Consider the following 17,203-nt stretch of genomic DNA (forward strand, 5'->3'; position numbering starts at 1 on the left):
GGAAGGGCAGTTTATCAAAGGGTGTTCCATTTTATCTGAAGGGATCCGCAGCATCACGTAGTCCGTCACCGAAGAAATTAAAGGCCAGAATGACGAGAACGACCGGGATCGTCGGGATGAGAAGCCATGGATATAGCGCAATGACGCTGACGCTGCGCGCCTCCGTGAGCAGAATTCCCCAACTTGTGATCGGTGGTCTGAGACCGAGGCCGAGGAAGCTCAGGGCGGTCTCGCCGAGAATCATGCCGGGAATCGTCAGAGTGGCCGATGCGATCAAGTGTGACATGAAGCCGGGAATAAGGTGTCTGCCGATGATGCGCGGCGTGCCGGCACCCATTAATTGTGCAGACAAAACATAGTCTTCTTCGCGAAGCGCCAGAAGTTTCGAGCGCACGGCGCGTGCAAGGCCCGTCCAGTCCAGCATGCCGAGAATGATGGTGATGCCGAGATAGACAAGGATCGGGCTCCAGGTCACCGGCATGATTGCGGCAAGCGCCAGCCACAGCGGAATGCTGGGAATGGATTGCAGCACTTCGATGATGCGCTGGACGATCAGGTCAAACGTGCCGCCGCGATAGCCCGCCAGACCGCCGATCACAATGCCGAGAACGAAGCTCATGGCGACGCCGAGAAGGCCGATGGTCAGCGAAATGCGCGCACCATAGATGATGCGCGACAGCACGTCACGCCCGAGACGATCCGTGCCGAGCAGGAACAATTCACCACCCTCCGCTGGGCAGACGAGATGGGTTCTGCCCTCGAACATGCCCCAGAAGCGATAGGTATCGCCTTTGCAGAAGAAACGCAGCGGCTGGATATCCGTCGGGACATCCCGATAGATCCGTCTCAGATTGTCCATGTCGAGCGTCATTTCCCGGCCGTAAACGAAGGGGCCGACAAATTTTCCATCATTGAACAGGTGAATGGCCTGCGGAGGGGCGTAGATATTCTCAATATTGCGGGTGTGGAGATTATAGGGCGCCAGAAACTCGCAGATCAGGATCGAAAGATAAAGCACCACCAGAAAGACGCCGGACCACACGGCGATCTTGTGCTGACGGAACTGCCACCACATGAGGCGCAGCTGCGAGGCCTTGCTGAAGGCGGCCATTCCAGATGTGTTGGGTTCGATCAGCGAAGGATCGAAGGGTGCGGTCGAGACGTAATGGGGCAGCGTTTCGCCGGGTTTCGGAATGGATGAAGTCATTTGACGTTACCACCTCCGAAGCGGATTCTCGGGTCGAGTATGGCAAGGGCAATATCCGACACCAGAACGCCGATCACCGTCAGGAATGCCAGGAACATCAGGAACGAACCGGCCAGATACATATCCTGGCTCTGCAACGCCCTGATGAGCATGGGGCCAGTGGTTTCGAGTGATAGGACGACAGCGGTGATTTCCGCGCCTGATATGATAGCGGGCAGGATCGAACCGATATCTGAGATGAAGAAATTCAGCGCCATGCGCAGCGGATATTTGGTCAGCACCTTGAAGGGGTGCAGCCCCTTGGCGCGGGCGGTGACCACATATTGTTTCTGCAATTCGTCGAGCAGATTGGCGCGCAGGCGGCGAATCATGCCGGCGGTGCCCGCCGTTCCGATGATGAGGACGGGAATCCAGATATGTTCGAGGATCGATTTGAACTTCGCCCAGCTCATCGCCTGGTTCAGATATTCCCGGTCCATCAGATGGCCGATGGAGATGCCGAACCAGATATTGGCGAAATACATCAGGATCAGCGCCAGCATGAAGTTGGGAATGGCGATGCCGAGCAGGCCGAGGAAGGTGAGGCCATAATCGCCCCAGCTATATTTATGCGTGGCGGAGTAGATGCCGATCGGGAAGGCGATAAGCCAGGTGACGATGATGGTGACGAAGGAGACGAGCACCGTCAGCCACAGGCGGTCTCCCACCACATCGCTGACCGGCAGCTGATATTCGAAGGAATAACCGAAATCGCCGACCAGCATGCCGGTTGCCCAGCGGAAATAACGGATCGGCGCCGGCTGGTCGAAACCGTAACGGGTGCGCAGCTCCTCGATTTCGGCAAGGTTTGCCGTTTCGCCCATGGCGCGCAGCTCGGCGACATAGCTTTCGAAATAATCGCCCGGAGGCAGCTCGATGATGGTGAAAACCAGCATCGAGATCAGGATTAGCGTGGGGATCATGACGAGGACGCGCTTTAAAATATACCGCAGCATATCAGGCGTCTCCGTCGTACCAGAAGCTATCCGGCATATAGACGCCGAGATAGGATGTGGGCTCGTAACCGAAAAGCGCTTTTTCCGGCACGTTTCGCATGCGTTTGACGTGAACGACGGGTTGCAGCGCGCCGTTGACGATGCCGATGGAAAATACCTGCTGCGTATAAATCTCCAGCATTTCCAGCCAGATGGCCTCGCGCTCTTCCTCGGTGACGCTTCTGCGCCATTTTTTCAGCAGATCGAGCAGGTGCGCCGCCTCCGGCAGATCGGGCTCCTTGCCCTCGCGGCCGCCCGAAAGATAATGCACACCCCAGACCGGCCATTGCAGCTGGTCATCGCCGGTGGGGGCGAGGCCGGAAGGCAGCATGTCTGGTGTCGGAACACCGTTGTCCATGCCCATCCAAACGGACATCAGCACTTCGCCGCCCATGGCGCGCTTGCGGAAGACATCGCGCTGGGTGGGGCGGACGGAAACCGCAATACCGATATGTCGCCAGTGATCCGTCACCAGTTCCATCACGTCGGTTTCGAGCGTGCTTTCGCCTGTCGTCTCGACGATGATGTAAGCCGGGCGGCCATCGGGCAGAAGGCGCAAGCCCGCGTCATCGCGCTTGTGGAGACCGGCTTCATCTAGCAGCCGGTTGGCGGTTGCGCGGTCAAATGCGCTCCAGGCATCGGCAAATTCCTGCCGGTAAAGCGAGCTTTCCGGGAGCACGGTATCGGCACTTTCCTTTGCCAGCCCGTAAAAGCAGACCATGTTGATTTCGTGCCGGTTTATCGCGAGCGACAGCGCCCGGCGCACGCGCACATCCTGAAAAGCGCTGCGCCAGACCGCGTCGGCGCAATTGAGATTGGGCAAAAGCGCGATGCGTGAGCCCTGGGAGCGCTTGTAGAGATTGACTTTCAGGGGGAACCGCTTTTCGGCATCCTTCAGGAAGGTGTAGTCGGCAAAATCGAGGCCGAAATATTGCAGGTCGCTATCGCCCGATGCCGTCTTAGCCGAGATGATATCGGAGGAGGTGACGTTGAGCAGGAAACGGTCGAGATAGGGCAGCTGCAGGCCGTTTTCGTCGACGCGGTGGTAATAGGGGTTGCGTTCGAACACGAACTGCTCAGAGGGCGGCGCGGTGGTGTTGCGCCAGGCATCCAGGGTCGGCAGATCGGGATTTTCGGGCCGCACCTGCCGCGACATCTTGATATGCAGCCCGCTCCAGTCATCCGTCTTGTTTTTCTTGATCAGCTTGGCGAGCTTTTCCGCCGTCTGATATTTGATGTGGAACTGTTTCATATAGGCGGCGGGCAGGAACAGCCGCGCCGGTGAGGCCGCTGCGAGTTTCGCCAGAAAATCCGGATTGGGGCCATCCCAGGTGTAGCGCACCGTCTGCCGGTCGATGACTTCGATAAGCGGCGGCTTCTCGTTGACCAGAAGTTCGATCGGCGGGCCGCCCTTGTGGATTTCCCTGTTGAGGGCGACGTCCTCCCAGAAATAGCGGAAATCCTCGGAGGTGAAATCGCTGCCGTCGGACCATTTGTGGCCCTCGCGCAGCTTGAAGGTGAAGATGCGTTCTTCCTGAACGTCGTAGCTTTCGAGAATATCCGGATGCAGTTCGAATTTTTCGTCATAACCGACAAGACGGGCATAGCTGCTGATCGGCATCAGGCGAATGTCGCGCTGGCCGCCAATGAGCATACGCACCGAGCCGCCATGTTTTCCCGGCTCGCGGCCAAGCGCTTTCATGTCAATGACGCGCGGGTTTTTCGGCAGGCGCTCGGCCACGTCGGGCAATTCACCCTTTTCCCGTTTTTCCTTGAAATAGCTGGGGTCGGTGTAGGCGGCCCGCGCATAGGCCGGCAGGAAGACGGAAGCCAAGAGGGCAAGGGTGGTGCGACGCGTGATCAAGGGCGAAGCTCCCGGATATCGGCATTGCCGTTTGCAAGGACGAAATGGCCTTCGCCGAGATCGGCGGAAATCATGTCGCCATCACCCTCGTCACGAAACTGTTTACCCCAGTCGAATTTGCCCGTCGCGCTAATCTTGCCGATGGTGCGGAAATCGAGCGGGCGGTCGAGATCGGGGAAAGGCACGGCCGCCAGCAGGGATTTGGTATAGGGATGAACCGGAGAGCGCATCAGGATTTCGCGCGGCGCCAGTTCCACGATACGGCCTTCGCACATCACGGCCACGCGGTCGGCCATATAGTCCACCACCGCGAGATTGTGCGAAATGAAGAGATAGGTCAGCCCGAGATCCTGCTGCAAATCCTTAAGAAGATTGAGGATTTGCGCCTGTACGGAGACATCGAGGGCGGAAACGGGTTCGTCGCAGATGAGAAGTTCGGGGCCGAGCGCCAATGCCCTGGCGATGCCGATACGCTGCCTCTGTCCGCCCGAGAAACTGTGGGGATAACGGTTGAGCGCACTTTCTCCAAGCCCGATGGCCCTGACGAGACCGCGAACTTTCTCCGCGCGGTATTTCGCGTCACCCCGCCCGTGGATTTCCAGGGGTTCGCTCAGGATGTTGCCCACGGTCATGCGCGGAGACAGCGAGGATATCGGGTCCTGAAAGACCATCTGTATCTTCGACCGCAGCTCTTTCAGGTCTCCATCCCTGGCATTGAGGACATCGATGTCGCCTTCAGGCCGGTGAAAGGTCACCGAACCCTCATCCGGGCGTACGGCGCGCATGAGGATTTTGCTGACTGTGGTTTTGCCGCTCCCGCTTTCGCCGACCAGTCCGAGGCATTCGCCACGTCGGATTTCGAAGCTGACGCTGTCGACAGCCTTGGTGGCGTTGGCGGCGCCTTTGCTGAACCAGCTCGATTTCCGGGTAGTGAAGGTCTTGCTGATATTGTTCACGGTCAGGAGGGGGCCGGGAGTTTTATTGAATGCGGCCGTCTTTTTGCCGACGAGGCTTTCGTGATCGATGTTGATTTCGCGCAGCGCCTTCAGCCTTTCGCCGGGCTTCATGTCGAAATGGGGCACGGCCGCCATGAGGCCCTTGAGATAGGGATGGGCTGGTGCCCTGAAAATATCGTCGACGGTTCCGGCCTCCATGATCTCGCCCTGATAGATCACGGCGACCTCGTCGGCGATGTTGGCGACTACACCAAGATCGTGGGTGATGAGCAGCATGCTCATGTTCAGCCGGCTCTGGAGATCGCGCAGCAGCTTGAGGATTTGTGCCTGTATCGTCACATCCAGCGCCGTTGTCGGCTCGTCGGCGATCAGAAGTGCGGGACGACAGATCAGCGCCATGGCGATCATGGCGCGCTGGCGCATGCCGCCCGACAGCTCGAAGGGATACATGTTCACGACCTTCTTGGGGTTGGAAAACCCCACGAGGTCGAGCGTTTCATGCATTTTTTCCGCGCGTTCGGCCGGTGACAGGATGCTGTGAATCCTGAGCGCCTCGTCGATCTGGTTGCCGATGGTGTGCAGCGGCGAAAAAGATGTCATCGGCTCCTGAAAGATCAGGCCGATGCGATTTCCGCGTATCGAACGGATTTCTCGGCCGTCCTTCGGCAATTGCAGCAGATCGACAGGGCCGGCCGCGGCATTTTCCGGATCGGTGAATAGCACGCGTCCATTCACACGCGCCGTCTTGGGATGGATGCCCATGATGGTCTGGCCGATGACGGATTTTCCCGAACCGGACTCGCCGACGAGTGCTGTGACTTTCCCCGGAAGAATGCGAAGGCTTGTGCCCCTGACGGCATTGATGGTGCCGCCCATGAGAGAAAACGAGACCTGCAGATTTTCAATACGGAGCAAATCTGCGCCTGCGCTCATGCCAAAGGGTTCCTTGCCGTCTCTTTATCGTTGCGTTGTGACAATTTGCTTAGGAGGGCTTAAATCAACGTTATCGCAGGGTTTGTTGTCTGTCTATGCCTCTGAAACATCGAATTGTTTAGCAAATTCGAAGCCGGCTTCCGAAACACGACGGCTTGCCTGACGCCTTTTGTTTGGCGATATGTTAACGTGCGTTTCTGGATGAGGGTCCATGTCCGACAAGAAATATTACGACGCCCAGCTGGATAAAGCCCGGCAGTTGCAAAATGGCGGCCAGTATGTAGAAGCCAATGCGCTTCTCTTATCGCTGGTTGCAGCAAAGGACAGCCACCTGATGGGTGAGCGGACGGTGCTCGGCCTGCCGCGCCGCTTGCATGCGGCGAGGCTGCGCCTCGCCAAAGCCGAGGGCGATGTGATCGCCAAGATCGGTTATCAATATACGCTGGTTCCACCGCCGCAGGTGCTGGAGAAATATGCGCGGTTTTCCACGCAAGACCGTCGCGCGATCAGTGTCAAAAGCCGTGAAGATGTGCCAAGGCTCATCCACCAGATATGGATCGGGGAGAAAGCTCCGCCAGTGTCGGTTGAGGCATGGGCCGCCCACGCTTCGAACCACGGTTACGGCTATCGGCTCTGGCGGGAGGCCGATCTTGAGCGGCAAGGCGTGTTTTCCAACGGCGTCTTCAAAATCATGCTGGAAAAGGGCGATTATCCGGGCGCGGTGGATGTGGCCCGTTATATGCTGCTGGAGCGGTTTGGCGGAATCTATCTCGATTGCGACTGGTATCCGGCACGGGACGACGCGAGTTTCGATACATTCCTGCCTCTGACGGGGCTGACGGCGTTTGACGAAAAAACCCCGCGGGACACGGGGCAGGGTAGCATGCTGCTTGCCAATTCCTTCATAGCAGCGCCTGCCGGACATCCTGTTTTCAGCAGGATGCTGGAAGCCTTCCCCGGAATTATCGAAGACCTGCCGCGCGCGCCCGCCTGGTGGTCGACCGGCCCCTTGATCTTCACCGTCATCGCCCGGGCAGGGAGCATCAGCCTCGCGCCGGCGGGGTTCGTTGCCGCGTCCCTTCCCGATCGCGCGCCTTTTGAGGCGGTGGAAGCGGTCAGGCGGGAACTTTCTACCGAGGCGAGCGGGTTGCTGATTGCCTGGAAATCATGGTGAGATTTCGTCGATGAGGTCTCTTGAAGAGCGCCAGCGGGCGGCGGGATGATCGGTGGTCACCTTGAAAAACCGTCTCAGAAAGCGCCAGACATTGTCATCATGGACGAGATGGTGGGTGAGGATGCCGGTCGTGCCGCCGTTTTCGGCGGTCATCAGGATGCGGGCGGCGGTTTCCGCAAAGAGCACGTCGTCGTCGCGGCCACCGCGGCTGCCGTGCCAGTCGATCACATCGACATGGGTGTTCAGGCAGGGCGGCAAGGTGCTTTTCTCCGGCCCGAAAACGGATAGGGCGCGATATCCGAGGCCCGCGAGTGCCTTCACGATACCGGGATCTATGCGGTTCCACGGCGGCACGAGCATCGGCACCAAACGCCCGCCATGCAGGTCGTGGAGTTTATCCAGGCCGGATTGCAATTCATCGAGAACGACAGCGGGATCGCGATGCGATCCGAGTTCCTGTTTCTTTTCCTTCTCGCTGGCATAATTCGTATGGGACCAGCCATGCACGGCGACCTGGGCAATGTCCGACACATCCAGATGCCGTGCGAGCTTATCGGTCGTCATCTCGGGGATGACCGCGAGCGTGACCGGAGCGGAAAAGCCGCCGCAAAGATCGAGCAACGTGTCGAGCGCAGGCGTCGGCTCCACCGCATCGTCGTCGCGGAGCCAGAGATCGGCGGATATGCCGCGCCGCCCGCATTCGTCGAGTGCCGCAACGAGTTTTTCCAGACTCATGATGTTCGCGCCTTTGCTTGCAGCAGTATATGGTTCAGTTCTTTTGCGGCGGTTTGCAGAGACCGTTCATTCCTGACGAACTGCCGGGCCGCCTGCGCCAGTTCTTTGCGCTGTGTGTCGTCGCCGAGCAGGGTTTTAATCGCGTCGGCATAGGCGGCTCTATCATTTTCTGGTGTCAGTAATCCTGTGGCGCCGGATTTTACCACTTCGGGGACGCCAGCCACTTCTTCGGCCACAACGGGCAGGCCGGCAGCCTGCGCCTCGAGATAGGCGAGACCATAGGCCTCGCCATGGCCCGGCCAGACATAGAGAGAGGCTTTTGAAAGAAGCATGGCGATCTCGGTCGCGGTTTTTTCCCCGTGCCAGACGAGACGGCGATTGGGAAACGCGCTGAATATGGCCTGCACGGCCGTGCGTTCCGGTCCGTCGCCGACGATATCCAGCGTCCAGTCGAGATCCTGCGGCAACAGGGCGAGCGCTTCGGAAAGGGCGCGGTAGCTGTCGAGCTTGTCACCCGCCCGCATCATGGCGACGGTGATGAGCCTTGCAGGTGTCGGCTGGGGTGAGTTTCTGAGAAAGGCCTCGGCATCGATGAAAGGTGGCAGCATGGCCCAGCGAAGGGCGGGCGAGGCCCGCAAGAGGCCTTCACGATCCCGTGCGGTGAAGCAGATATTGATGGCGGCGGCGTTCCATGCGGCCAGCAACCCATCCTGGACCGCCTGCCATCCCATCCCATTTCGCTTCGGCGAGTAGGACGCTTCGGCAGTGACATAGGGGATGCTGAAACGTCTGCCCAGTTCCGGTCCAAGCAAGTCCGGTGCCTTGTAATAGGGGTGGTAACAAAACCAGAGATCCGGCACGCCCTCCCGCTCCCAGCGTCGCGTGATGACCTCGATTTCCCGCTCGGCCTCATCGGCGAGCAAGACTCTTGCCGGGGCATCCGCCTGTTTCAGAAAACTGCGCAATTCCGAGGCAACGGAAACATCGTGACCGCCAATCGTCATCGCTTTCATCAACAGGCGAGCCATCAGCCGGTCGCCGGAGGGAACCGGATGGTTGGGAGATTTGAGCGGCGCATAAAAGGCGATCTTCATGGCGAAGGTTGTGCGTTGCCGGCGGCTCGCGCGTCAACCGGAATTTGAAAGGCCCGAGCCTTGACAGGTCCGTCATTCTTGCCCAACTGAGAGGCATCTTTTGCACATGCGCGGAGCGTGACACGCTTTGACTTCCCCAGACATCTCCCGGAACCTGCTTTCCAGTATTGAAAACAAAAGCGCCAAAGCGGGGGTGATCGGCCTCGGCTATGTCGGTCTGCCGCTTGCCATGACGATCGCCAGGGGCGGTTTCAAGGTTGTCGGTTTCGATATCGATCCCGGCAAAATTACCGCGATCGAGGCCGGCCGCAGCTATATCGAGGCCGTTTCCGATGAGGTTCTGGCGAGTGTGAGACAGGATGAAGGTTTTGTCGCCACCTCGGATTTCTCCAAGCTGGCCGAATGCGATGTCATCGCCATCTGCGTGCCCACGCCCCTGACGAAATATCGCGAGCCGGACCTTTCTTATGTCGAAAAGACCTGCCGCGATATTGCCGCCCATCTGCGCAAGGGGCAGCTCGTGGTTCTGGAATCGACCACCTATCCCGGTACGACTGACGGGGTGGTAAAGACCATTCTGGAAAGTGCCGGGCTTGTCTCCGGCGTCGATTTCTTCATCGGCTTTTCACCTGAACGGGAAGATCCCGGCAATCGCGATTTCGAGACCTCGACCATTCCGAAGGTTGTCGCTGGCGATGGCGAGGCGGCCGGAAAGCTGATGGCGGCATTTTACGGTTCGGTGGTCAAAAAGATCGTCCCCGTCTCGACAAACGCCACGGCCGAGGCGGTAAAAATTACCGAAAACGTCTTCCGGGCCGTGAATATCGCGCTGGTCAACGAACTCAAGGTCGTCTACGAGGCAATGGGCATCGACATATGGGAAGTGATCGATGCGGCGAAGACCAAGCCGTTCGGTTTCATGCCGTTTTATCCCGGTCCGGGTCTCGGCGGCCATTGCATACCGATCGACCCGTTCTATCTCACCTGGAAATCGCGTGAATATGAATTGCCGACGCGATTCATCGAGCTGGCCGGAGAGATCAATACCGGCATGCCGCGTCATGTCATCGGGCGGGTCGCGGAGGCGCTCGATATTCATTCCGGCAAGGCGCTCAGCCGCTCGAAGGTGCTGGTCGTCGGGCTCGCCTATAAAAAGAATGTGCCTGACATTCGCGAAAGCCCCTCGCTGAAGCTCATCGAGATTATTCAGGAGCGTGGCGGCGAAGCGGCCTACTTCGATCCCTTTGTTGCAGAAATCCCGAAAACCCGGGAGTATAGCCATCTGATGGGCATGAAATCCGTGCCGTGGGAAAGGGAGGCGATCGGCGCTTTCGACGCCGTTCTCGTTGCGACCGACCATGACAACGTCGATTATGCCGCTCTAAGCGAATGGGCGCCGCTTATCATTGACACGCGAAATGTTTTCGCGCGTCGGGATATAGCTGCAAAACACATCATCAAGGCCTGATAATATGAGCAGACTCGATAGTTTCATCCGCCGGCTGACCGCGCAGCGGGATATTCTCAACCATGTTGCAGCTGATCTTGATCTGCCGGGTGAAGGCGCGCTTATGGAAATTGGCCTTGGCAACGGGCGCACTTTCAACCATCTGCGGGAGCTGTTTCCCAACCGCCGCATTGTCGCTTTCGACAGGGCCATGGGTGCGCACGCTTCCTCCGTTCCGGTGCAGGAAGATCTGGTGATCGGTGAAATATCGCAAACCGCTCCAGCTTTCATTGGCAAGGAAGCGGCGTTCGTGCATGCCGATATCGGCACGGGTTATCCGGAAAAGGATGCTGTCACCCTCACATGGTTGCCCGATCTTGCGGCGGGCATGCTGGCGAAAGGCGGCATTGCGGTCAGCGGCTTGCCTCTGGATCATCCCATGCTGAAGCCTTTGCCGGTGCCGGCAAGCGTACCGACGGACCGCTATTTTCTGTATCGCAAGATTTGAGATTGGACGCTCCGACACTCGTGTCTGGGCTATCTCATAAATAGCGCTCGCTCTCTTCTTTCGAGAGCAGGAAGACCTTCATTTGCGAGTTGCGGCCGCGGATGGCGATTTCTTCGCTTCTGAGATCGGCAATCTCCTGTCCCGCCTGAATGATGGCCGGTTCGGAAACAACGATGGCGGCGCCGAATTCCTTGGCCTTGGATTCGAGCCTGCTTGCCACGTTGACGGTATCGCCGATGGCCGTGAGGGTTTTGGCCGCGCCATATCCCATGACGCCGACGATGCTCGGACCGGAATGAATTCCGACGACGACTTCCAGGCGGACGGTGAATTGTTTCTCCAGCCCCTCGTTCAGGATTGCGATATCCCGCAATATGGTTGCGGCCGCCTTCATGGCTTTGCGGCAGGCATGTTCCGCGTCCTCGCCAAGTCCGAAAAGCGCCATGGCGCCATCGCCGATGAATTTGTCGAGATGGCCTCCCGCCTGCTCTACCGCCTGCCCGACGATGGTGAAATAGCGATTCAGAAGGAAGACGACATCATAGGGCAGCTTCGCTTCGGAAAGCGTGGTGAAGTTGCGCAAATCGCAAAAGAGTATGGCTATTTCTTCTTCCCGGCCGGGGCGGGCCGGTTGTGCATCGGCTGGCAGGTCGCTCTGCTGGGGCGGCGAAACGAGAAGCGCGATATCAATATCGCTGGTGGGGCGTAGCTGGCAGCCGAGCCGGACATCGGAATCGGCATGGATGCGCCTCAATGTAGTTTGCTCAATGTCTCCCGGTGGCGGCAGCGGGCCTTTGCTGTTCAGAACCTTGACACGACAGGTTGAGCAGCGCCCTTTGCCGCCGCAGACGGAATAATGCGGAATTCCGGCAAGGCGGCTCGCTTCCAGAATGCTGAGGCCAGCCGGCACATGCGCCTGCGCGCCGTGTTCATAGCGGATTTCTATCGCCGTCAATCGTTGCCGAAAGCTGCGTACGCCACGCATGGCGAAGACCAGCATCACCGCGCCGACGAACAGCGTCTCCGCTGTGCCGGTGATGAAACGGATCCGTGTTTCCATTTCCCGCTGCAGTGGCAGCTCGTCCTTTTGAATCGTATTGTCGACAAGTCCGGGCGGAAGCGCGTATTTTTTGTCTATTTCAGCCAGCCATCGACCGGCATCGCTGAAGCCCAGCAGCGCCAGAAGCGGCAGCATCACGGCCACCGTCATGAACAGCCCGGCTATTCGCGGATACCAGTCTCGATAACGCAGCCAGAAATAGAGGCCAATGCATCCGTGGACCCAGATCACGATCAAGGCGAGGCTTTGCCAGGCGCCCTGTATTGGGTTGTTGATCCACAGCCTGCGGATGACCGAATAATAGCCGACATCAATGCCATAAAGCATATGCGACACACGGATATTGACGGCGTGGCCGATGATCAGGAACGGGATAGACAGACCGAAGATGACCTGAAGTGCTTCGCGGAGCGGCATTCGTAGTGTTCTGCGCAAATAAAGCGAGCGTAGAACAAGACAGACATGCAGCACGACCGAACCGTAAAAAAGCAGGCTGCTGACGGGATTGAGCCAGATCAGGCTGAACCATTTTCGCGCCCGTTCGGCGGTATCGATGGAGATGAGTGCGAGGGAGTGATTGAAAAGGTGGGAAAATACGAAAGCAAATATGATGAGGCCGGATAAAATCCGGGCGCGTCTCAAATTGGTCTCCGAAAAGAAACGGATCATGCAAATCCCATCATGTGGTCATTCGGCGCAGAATCATCATGTCGTAAGTGGTGGCACCCTTATTGCAGGCCGTCTCGTGGCAATATCGTGGAGCAATCGATCGGGAACGGTCAATTGTGCGTGTTCAAATGCCCGCGTCGCATAGGATATTGAAATCAGGATTTCGAGAAGGCGGTCTCGCAAGTTGACTTAGCCGGAGCCAGATTGCGTCAAAGCACTATGATCTGCCCGTCCATGGCCGCGAACGCACCGCTGAACTCGGCTTTCGCCTGTTTTTCGATATTATCCAGTTCTTCGTCGCTGCGGCTTGGGGCGTGATGGATGAAGCCGACATTTTTTGCACCTGCAAGCTTGGCGAGGCGGATCGCCTGTTGCCAGGAGGAATGGCCGTAACCACGGTATAGGCCCATTTCCTCATCGGTGAACATGGCATCATAAAGGAAAAGATCGACGTCCCTGATCAGATCGAGCACAGTTTCGTCGATGCTGCCCGGCTCATGTTCGGTATCGGTGATGATGGCGAGGGACTTTCCTTCCCAGTCCAACCGGTATCCGATGGCGTTGCCTGGATGATTGAGCATTCCGGTCCTGATCGAAAGGCCGGGATGCACATCGAGCACGTCACCCGGCATGAAGTCCCGCGTGTCGATTTTTGCGCAGCAAATTTCCAGCGGCACGGGGAACCAAGGCGGGCTCATGAAGTCCTTGAGCATTTCCCGGGTGGTCATGGTGCCAGCGAGGTGACCAGACCAGATGGCGACATCGTTGGAGCTGTTATAAAAGGGCTTGAAATAGGGGAAGCCGACAATGTGGTCGTAATGGCAATGCGAGAAAAACAGGTTGACGTCAGTAATGCCTTCCGCCCGCAGAGCAAGGCCGGCAGGATGCAAGCCCGAACCCGCATCGAACAAAAGAACGTGATCGCCGCATCTCACCTCAATGCAGATGGTATTCCCGCCGTATTTTCGGAAGTTTTCACCTGAAACAGGAAGCGTTCCCCGCGCACCCCAGATCTTTACCCGAAAATTTCTATTACTTTCCCGACGTGTTGTGTCGGAATCCAACGCCATAGCACACCCCAATAACAACGGAATCTTGCACGCTTCCTCCCATGAAGCCCGTTGTCTCTATAGATTCTTATTATCCGCCCTCGTAGGAGCGGCTGCCTTTACCCCTTATTCAGTCAGCATTTCATTTATATTGCAATAGTACGACATTTATTTTTCCAATATCGCCATTCACGGTAGCAAGGAATTGTTGGTTATGTTTTGGCGCTCGCCCGTGCTTTGGTCAGTTCGGTCGTCGTCTGGGTGAGGCGTTCCGCCAGAACGCGCATGACCTTGATTGTGATGTCGGGGAAATCTGACATGAGCTTGAAAAATTGCTCTTTTCCGATGCGCAGAGCCTCGACATTGGTGGAGGCGCGAACGGTTGCGGTTCTGACGCTGTCGCAGAGGATGGCGATTTCGCCGACAATGGCGTTACCGGTCATTTCAGCTACTTTCAGTGTGCCCGATGGAGAATCGACCAGAACATCCACTTTTCCGGTCAGGAGAACATAGGCCGCATCGCCGACATCTCCCTGGCGGAATAGTATATCCCCGGCGTGATAGGACACCCGGTCGGATGCGAATGCGAGCAGCTTGAGTTTGGACGGTTCCATTTCCGAAAAAAACGGGACCCTCTTCAACATCTGAATTTCGTCTTTAAACAGCATTGCCTTACCCTGTTCTTGTTCCACCTCGGTCACATTCTTGGATTTATGTCGCGACCATGTCCTTGAATGTACCGTTTTCCTCGGCGAGAGTCTCGTAACTTCCGTCAGCCGTGATCAGGCCCTGGTGAACAACGATCACCCGCTCGAACATGCGTGAAAGATGTGCATTCGAGAGAACCCACATGATCGAGGGGTTATTGTTGTTCTGTTTCAGGAGTGTGATGACCCGTTCGACAATTTCTTCCTGCTGTCGGGGGTCGAGGCCGGGGAGGGGGCGGTTGAAGACGTAATAATCGGATTTGCGGATCAATGCGCGGGCAAGGTTGAGTTTCTGGCGTTGCAGCGGGCCAAGGCGCTTGCCGCCGGCGCCGAGGTTAAAGTCCAGCCCCACGGCCAGCACACGTTCATAGACACCCTGCTTGCGCATGACATCTGCGACAATGCGGGTGATGCGCCGCGAGGCGTCAGTATAGCGGTGACTGACCTTGCCGAAGAGAATATTGTCCAGCAGGCTGGTGGCGCTCATATATTTGGTCGGATCGTAGATTTCGATTACGTTTTTCAGGCTGTCGGGCAGGTTCTCGTGGAACATGTGCCGGACTTCGACGATCCGCTCCATGATTTCCGGTGACAGCAGGCCGAAACGCTGGCGAGGTTCTATGTAGAAAAAGCTCAACCGCAACATTGCGCGCTTTTCACTTTCATTGGCCTCGTCGAAACCCTTTCCCTGAAGTCTTTGCAGCATCTGCTGATAGACCGGAATGTCGTCTGGCGTCATGAAGGTGAGCTGTTGGAAGAAAGGGTGGTCTCCCGGCAGGTCGGCGAAGATTTCCACGATGTTCTCTGCAATCGTGTAGCCCATTTCGAACAGGGTTTTGACGAGGCCGGTTTCGCGCATCAGCGAACGGAAATAGTCACTCTCGATGACGGTTCTGATTGTCTGGGAGGAGTCCCGCATGGTGCCGAACAGCAGGTTTTCGCCGACCGTCGCCTCGCTGTTATAGCTCTCCAGTTCAAAAGGTGCGATGAGACCGCTCAGATTTTCCTTTTCCAGCTCGGTGCGCAGGACATGCCTGAGTTCCACCATGCGGGCGGCAAGATGCAGGTCGGTCAAAGGATCGATAGACGAACGCAGCGCAAATTCGAGAATATCCTGCGACAGTTCCACGCTGTCGAGGACGGCCAGAATGGCCTGGATGAGATTCTCCGGCTTGCCATCACCTGCAGGACTTGAGGCGTAGTCGATCCATTCGCTGTTGATATCGATCAGCAGATTGCCCGCCATCCTGGCTTCACGGATTTCCCACTTGCGGTGTTCCAACGCGGCGCCCTCATAGTTCTTGTCCGCAAGGGGGGCGTGTTTGAGGCCGTAAAGCAGATTGTCCTTCAGGCTGGCGTGGAAGAAATAGCTGTCCGAGGAGACATAGGAAATGCGTCTTCCGGTCAGCGATTCCGGCAGTTCCAATATATCGACGTCGTTGATGCTGATCTTGCCCGAGGTCGGCCAGAGCGTGCGGCCGATTGCATCCGCCAGCGCTTCGGCGCCTGAGCCGCCGACGATGGCGATAACCTCGCCCGGCTCGACCTTCAGCGATGCCTGTTCCAGAAGCCGGCTGCCGCTATCGTCCTCGAGCGTCAGATTGGCGACGACGATCGGGGCGGTGATCGCCGCGACTGCGCCGGGAGACAGTTTCTGCACCTTTTCGTCGATCATGTTCGGGGCGTCGAATTGCTCGAAGACCTGCTCGTATTTCACCTGCACGTCCTGACGCGCCTGATCCCAGTCAATCAGTTCTTTCAGCGGCCCCGGCAATTCCTTGTAGGCATTGATGACGGCGACCAGCTGCCCGACATCAAGGCTGCCTTTGAGGGTCAGATAACCGCCAAGCGCATAAAAGAAGAAGGGCGTGAGCTGGGCGAGGAAGTTGTTGATGAATTTGACCAGGAACTTCCACTGGTAGAGATCGTAACGGATCTTGAAAATGTCGCCGAGCCGGTGTGAGGCATCCGCACGCTCGTAATTTGACGTGTCATAGGCATGGATCGTGCCGATGCCATCGACCATTTCGCCGATGCGTCCGGCCAGCTGGCGGGCGCTCAGCTGTCGCTGGCGGCCGAGTTCGATGAGGCGGCGGCGCATTTTGGGAATGATACCCACCTGGATCGCCGCCATGAAAGCCGCGATCAGGCCCAGCCAGAAATTCTGCACGAGAATGAAGAAGAGCGCAGAGAGCGCCTGGCCGCCGAGAAGGGCCGGCTGCACGAAGGCGTCGCCGGTAAAGCCGCCGAGCGGCTCCACCTCGTCCTTCACCATGCTGGAGATTTCAGCGCCCTTGACCCGCTTGAAATGCGAGGGCGGGAAACGCAAAATCTTGTCTATGAGCTCGAAGCGGATACGTCGCAGAAGCCGTTCGCCAAGGCGGCCCTTATATGTGTTGATGTAATATTTGAAGAGCCCGTTGACGATAACAAGCGCAAGAAACGTCAGGCTTAGCGCCATCAGCATCGACATGCGGTCGAGTTCGAGCCCGGGGAATAATGTCACAGTGCCCCAATAGGGAATATCGACCGTGAGATGCATGAAAAGTTGCGTCGCATTCGCCCCTTCGAAACCATCCCCCTGAATTGGGCCGTTGACGATTTGCTTGGGCAGATCGAAGGCGAGGAAATAGGGAATCATCGATAGAGCCACGATCAGCAGAATGAAAAGCTGCTGCCGCCTCGTGTGCGACCAGATATAACGCGTAAGGCTTTGTTCCATATAAAACTTCTATGACCTGTCGGGCGTGGCCCGGGGTGTTGGTT

13 protein-coding genes are annotated in these 17,203 nt (G+C 57.5%); 3 read left to right on the forward strand and 10 right to left on the reverse strand.

Annotation, left to right across the window (positions count from 1 at the left end):
* Positions 1-31 precede the first annotated feature (31 nt).
* Genes ACQZ48_RS14515 through ACQZ48_RS14530 form a run of 4 tightly spaced genes read right to left on the reverse strand, consistent with a single transcriptional unit; the run spans position 32 to position 5,994 of the window.
* Complete coding sequence (locus ACQZ48_RS14515) at positions 32-1,207, reverse strand: ABC transporter permease (protein ID WP_077985546.1); 1,176 nt, start codon at positions 1,205-1,207, stop codon at positions 32-34.
* The gene (locus ACQZ48_RS14520) at positions 1,204-2,202 is read right to left on the reverse strand and encodes an ABC transporter permease (RefSeq protein ID WP_077985547.1); all 999 of its coding nucleotides are present in this window, start codon (positions 2,200-2,202) and stop codon (positions 1,204-1,206) included. Before ACQZ48_RS14520 ends, ACQZ48_RS14515 begins: the two co-directional genes overlap by 4 nt.
* Position 2,203: 1 nt before the next feature.
* Positions 2,204-4,105 (reverse strand): ABC transporter substrate-binding protein, encoded by a 1,902-nt coding sequence (locus ACQZ48_RS14525; RefSeq protein WP_191217251.1) that lies wholly within the window; start codon positions 4,103-4,105, stop codon positions 2,204-2,206.
* Positions 4,102-5,994, reverse strand: coding sequence for an ABC transporter ATP-binding protein (locus ACQZ48_RS14530; RefSeq protein WP_191217252.1), 1,893 nt, complete (start codon positions 5,992-5,994; stop codon positions 4,102-4,104). Before ACQZ48_RS14530 ends, ACQZ48_RS14525 begins: the two co-directional genes overlap by 4 nt.
* Before the next feature lie 211 nt (positions 5,995-6,205).
* On the opposite strand from ACQZ48_RS14530, the gene ACQZ48_RS14535 reads away from it, so the two are divergent.
* Positions 6,206-7,168, forward strand: a complete 963-nt coding sequence (locus ACQZ48_RS14535; RefSeq protein WP_173990208.1) for a glycosyltransferase family 32 protein — start codon at positions 6,206-6,208, stop codon at positions 7,166-7,168.
* On the opposite strand, the gene ACQZ48_RS14540 is transcribed toward ACQZ48_RS14535, so the two are convergent.
* A complete protein-coding gene (locus ACQZ48_RS14540; protein ID WP_077985550.1) occupies positions 7,160-7,903 on the reverse strand; it encodes a polysaccharide deacetylase family protein in 744 nt (247 codons plus the stop codon). The genes ACQZ48_RS14535 and ACQZ48_RS14540 overlap by 9 nt on opposite strands.
* The gene (locus ACQZ48_RS14545) at positions 7,900-8,997 is read right to left on the reverse strand and encodes a glycosyltransferase family 4 protein (protein ID WP_173990206.1); all 1,098 of its coding nucleotides are present in this window, start codon (positions 8,995-8,997) and stop codon (positions 7,900-7,902) included. The genes ACQZ48_RS14540 and ACQZ48_RS14545 overlap by 4 nt, the downstream gene beginning before the upstream one ends.
* A 127-nt stretch (positions 8,998-9,124) precedes the next feature.
* Between ACQZ48_RS14545 and ACQZ48_RS14550 the strand changes: the two genes are divergently transcribed.
* Together ACQZ48_RS14550 and ACQZ48_RS14555 are read left to right on the forward strand one after the other, a co-directional pair.
* Positions 9,125-10,465: a nucleotide sugar dehydrogenase gene (locus ACQZ48_RS14550; protein WP_165691376.1), complete on the forward strand. Its 1,341-nt coding sequence runs from the start codon at positions 9,125-9,127 to the stop codon at positions 10,463-10,465.
* Between the two features lie 4 nt (positions 10,466-10,469).
* Positions 10,470-10,952 carry a class I SAM-dependent methyltransferase gene (locus ACQZ48_RS14555; protein WP_077985552.1) on the forward strand — a complete coding sequence of 161 codons (483 nt, stop codon included), beginning with the start codon at positions 10,470-10,472 and terminating at the stop codon, positions 10,950-10,952.
* A gap of 34 nt (positions 10,953-10,986) precedes the next feature.
* On the opposite strand, the gene ACQZ48_RS14560 is transcribed toward ACQZ48_RS14555, so the two are convergent.
* The 4 genes from ACQZ48_RS14560 to ACQZ48_RS14575 all read right to left on the reverse strand — a co-directional run bounded on the left by ACQZ48_RS14560 (position 10,987) and on the right by ACQZ48_RS14575 (position 17,159).
* Entirely contained in the window at positions 10,987-12,681 is a 1,695-nt protein-coding gene (locus tag ACQZ48_RS14560) for an adenylate/guanylate cyclase domain-containing protein (RefSeq protein WP_269824734.1), read from the reverse strand.
* Between the two features lie 209 nt (positions 12,682-12,890).
* Entirely contained in the window at positions 12,891-13,751 is an 861-nt protein-coding gene (locus ACQZ48_RS14565; protein ID WP_142913006.1) for an MBL fold metallo-hydrolase, read from the reverse strand.
* 191 nt (positions 13,752-13,942) lie between these two features.
* A complete protein-coding gene (locus ACQZ48_RS14570) occupies positions 13,943-14,398 on the reverse strand; it encodes a cyclic nucleotide-binding domain-containing protein (protein ID WP_077985597.1) in 456 nt (151 codons plus the stop codon).
* A gap of 43 nt (positions 14,399-14,441) precedes the next feature.
* Positions 14,442-17,159, reverse strand: coding sequence for an ABC transporter ATP-binding protein (locus ACQZ48_RS14575; RefSeq protein ID WP_137412235.1), 2,718 nt, complete (start codon positions 17,157-17,159; stop codon positions 14,442-14,444).
* Between the last annotated feature and the right edge of the window lie 44 nt (positions 17,160-17,203).

This window comes from Agrobacterium sp. 22-209-1, from assembly GCF_053522485.1.

Bases quoted from the DNA above. Each gene is read 5' to 3' on its own strand.
- ACQZ48_RS14555 (WP_077985552.1), top strand. From the start codon at position 10,470: ATGAGCAGACTCGATAGTTTCATCCGCCGGCTGACCGCGCAGCGGGAT.
- ACQZ48_RS14520 (WP_077985547.1), bottom strand. From the start codon at position 2,202: ATGCTGCGGTATATTTTAAAGCGCGTCCTCGTCATGATCCCCACGCTA.
- ACQZ48_RS14540 (WP_077985550.1), bottom strand. From the start codon at position 7,903: ATGAGTCTGGAAAAACTCGTTGCGGCACTCGACGAATGCGGGCGGCGC.
- ACQZ48_RS14545 (WP_173990206.1), bottom strand. From the start codon at position 8,997: ATGAAGATCGCCTTTTATGCGCCGCTCAAATCTCCCAACCATCCGGTT.
- ACQZ48_RS14515 (WP_077985546.1), bottom strand. From the start codon at position 1,207: ATGACTTCATCCATTCCGAAACCCGGCGAAACGCTGCCCCATTACGTC.
- ACQZ48_RS14560 (WP_269824734.1), bottom strand. From the start codon at position 12,681: ATGATCCGTTTCTTTTCGGAGACCAATTTGAGACGCGCCCGGATTTTA.
- ACQZ48_RS14535 (WP_173990208.1), top strand. From the start codon at position 6,206: ATGTCCGACAAGAAATATTACGACGCCCAGCTGGATAAAGCCCGGCAG.
- ACQZ48_RS14530 (WP_191217252.1), bottom strand. From the start codon at position 5,994: ATGAGCGCAGGCGCAGATTTGCTCCGTATTGAAAATCTGCAGGTCTCG.
- ACQZ48_RS14570 (WP_077985597.1), bottom strand. From the start codon at position 14,398: ATGCTGTTTAAAGACGAAATTCAGATGTTGAAGAGGGTCCCGTTTTTT.
- ACQZ48_RS14575 (WP_137412235.1), bottom strand. From the start codon at position 17,159: ATGGAACAAAGCCTTACGCGTTATATCTGGTCGCACACGAGGCGGCAG.
- ACQZ48_RS14565 (WP_142913006.1), bottom strand. From the start codon at position 13,751: ATGGCGTTGGATTCCGACACAACACGTCGGGAAAGTAATAGAAATTTT.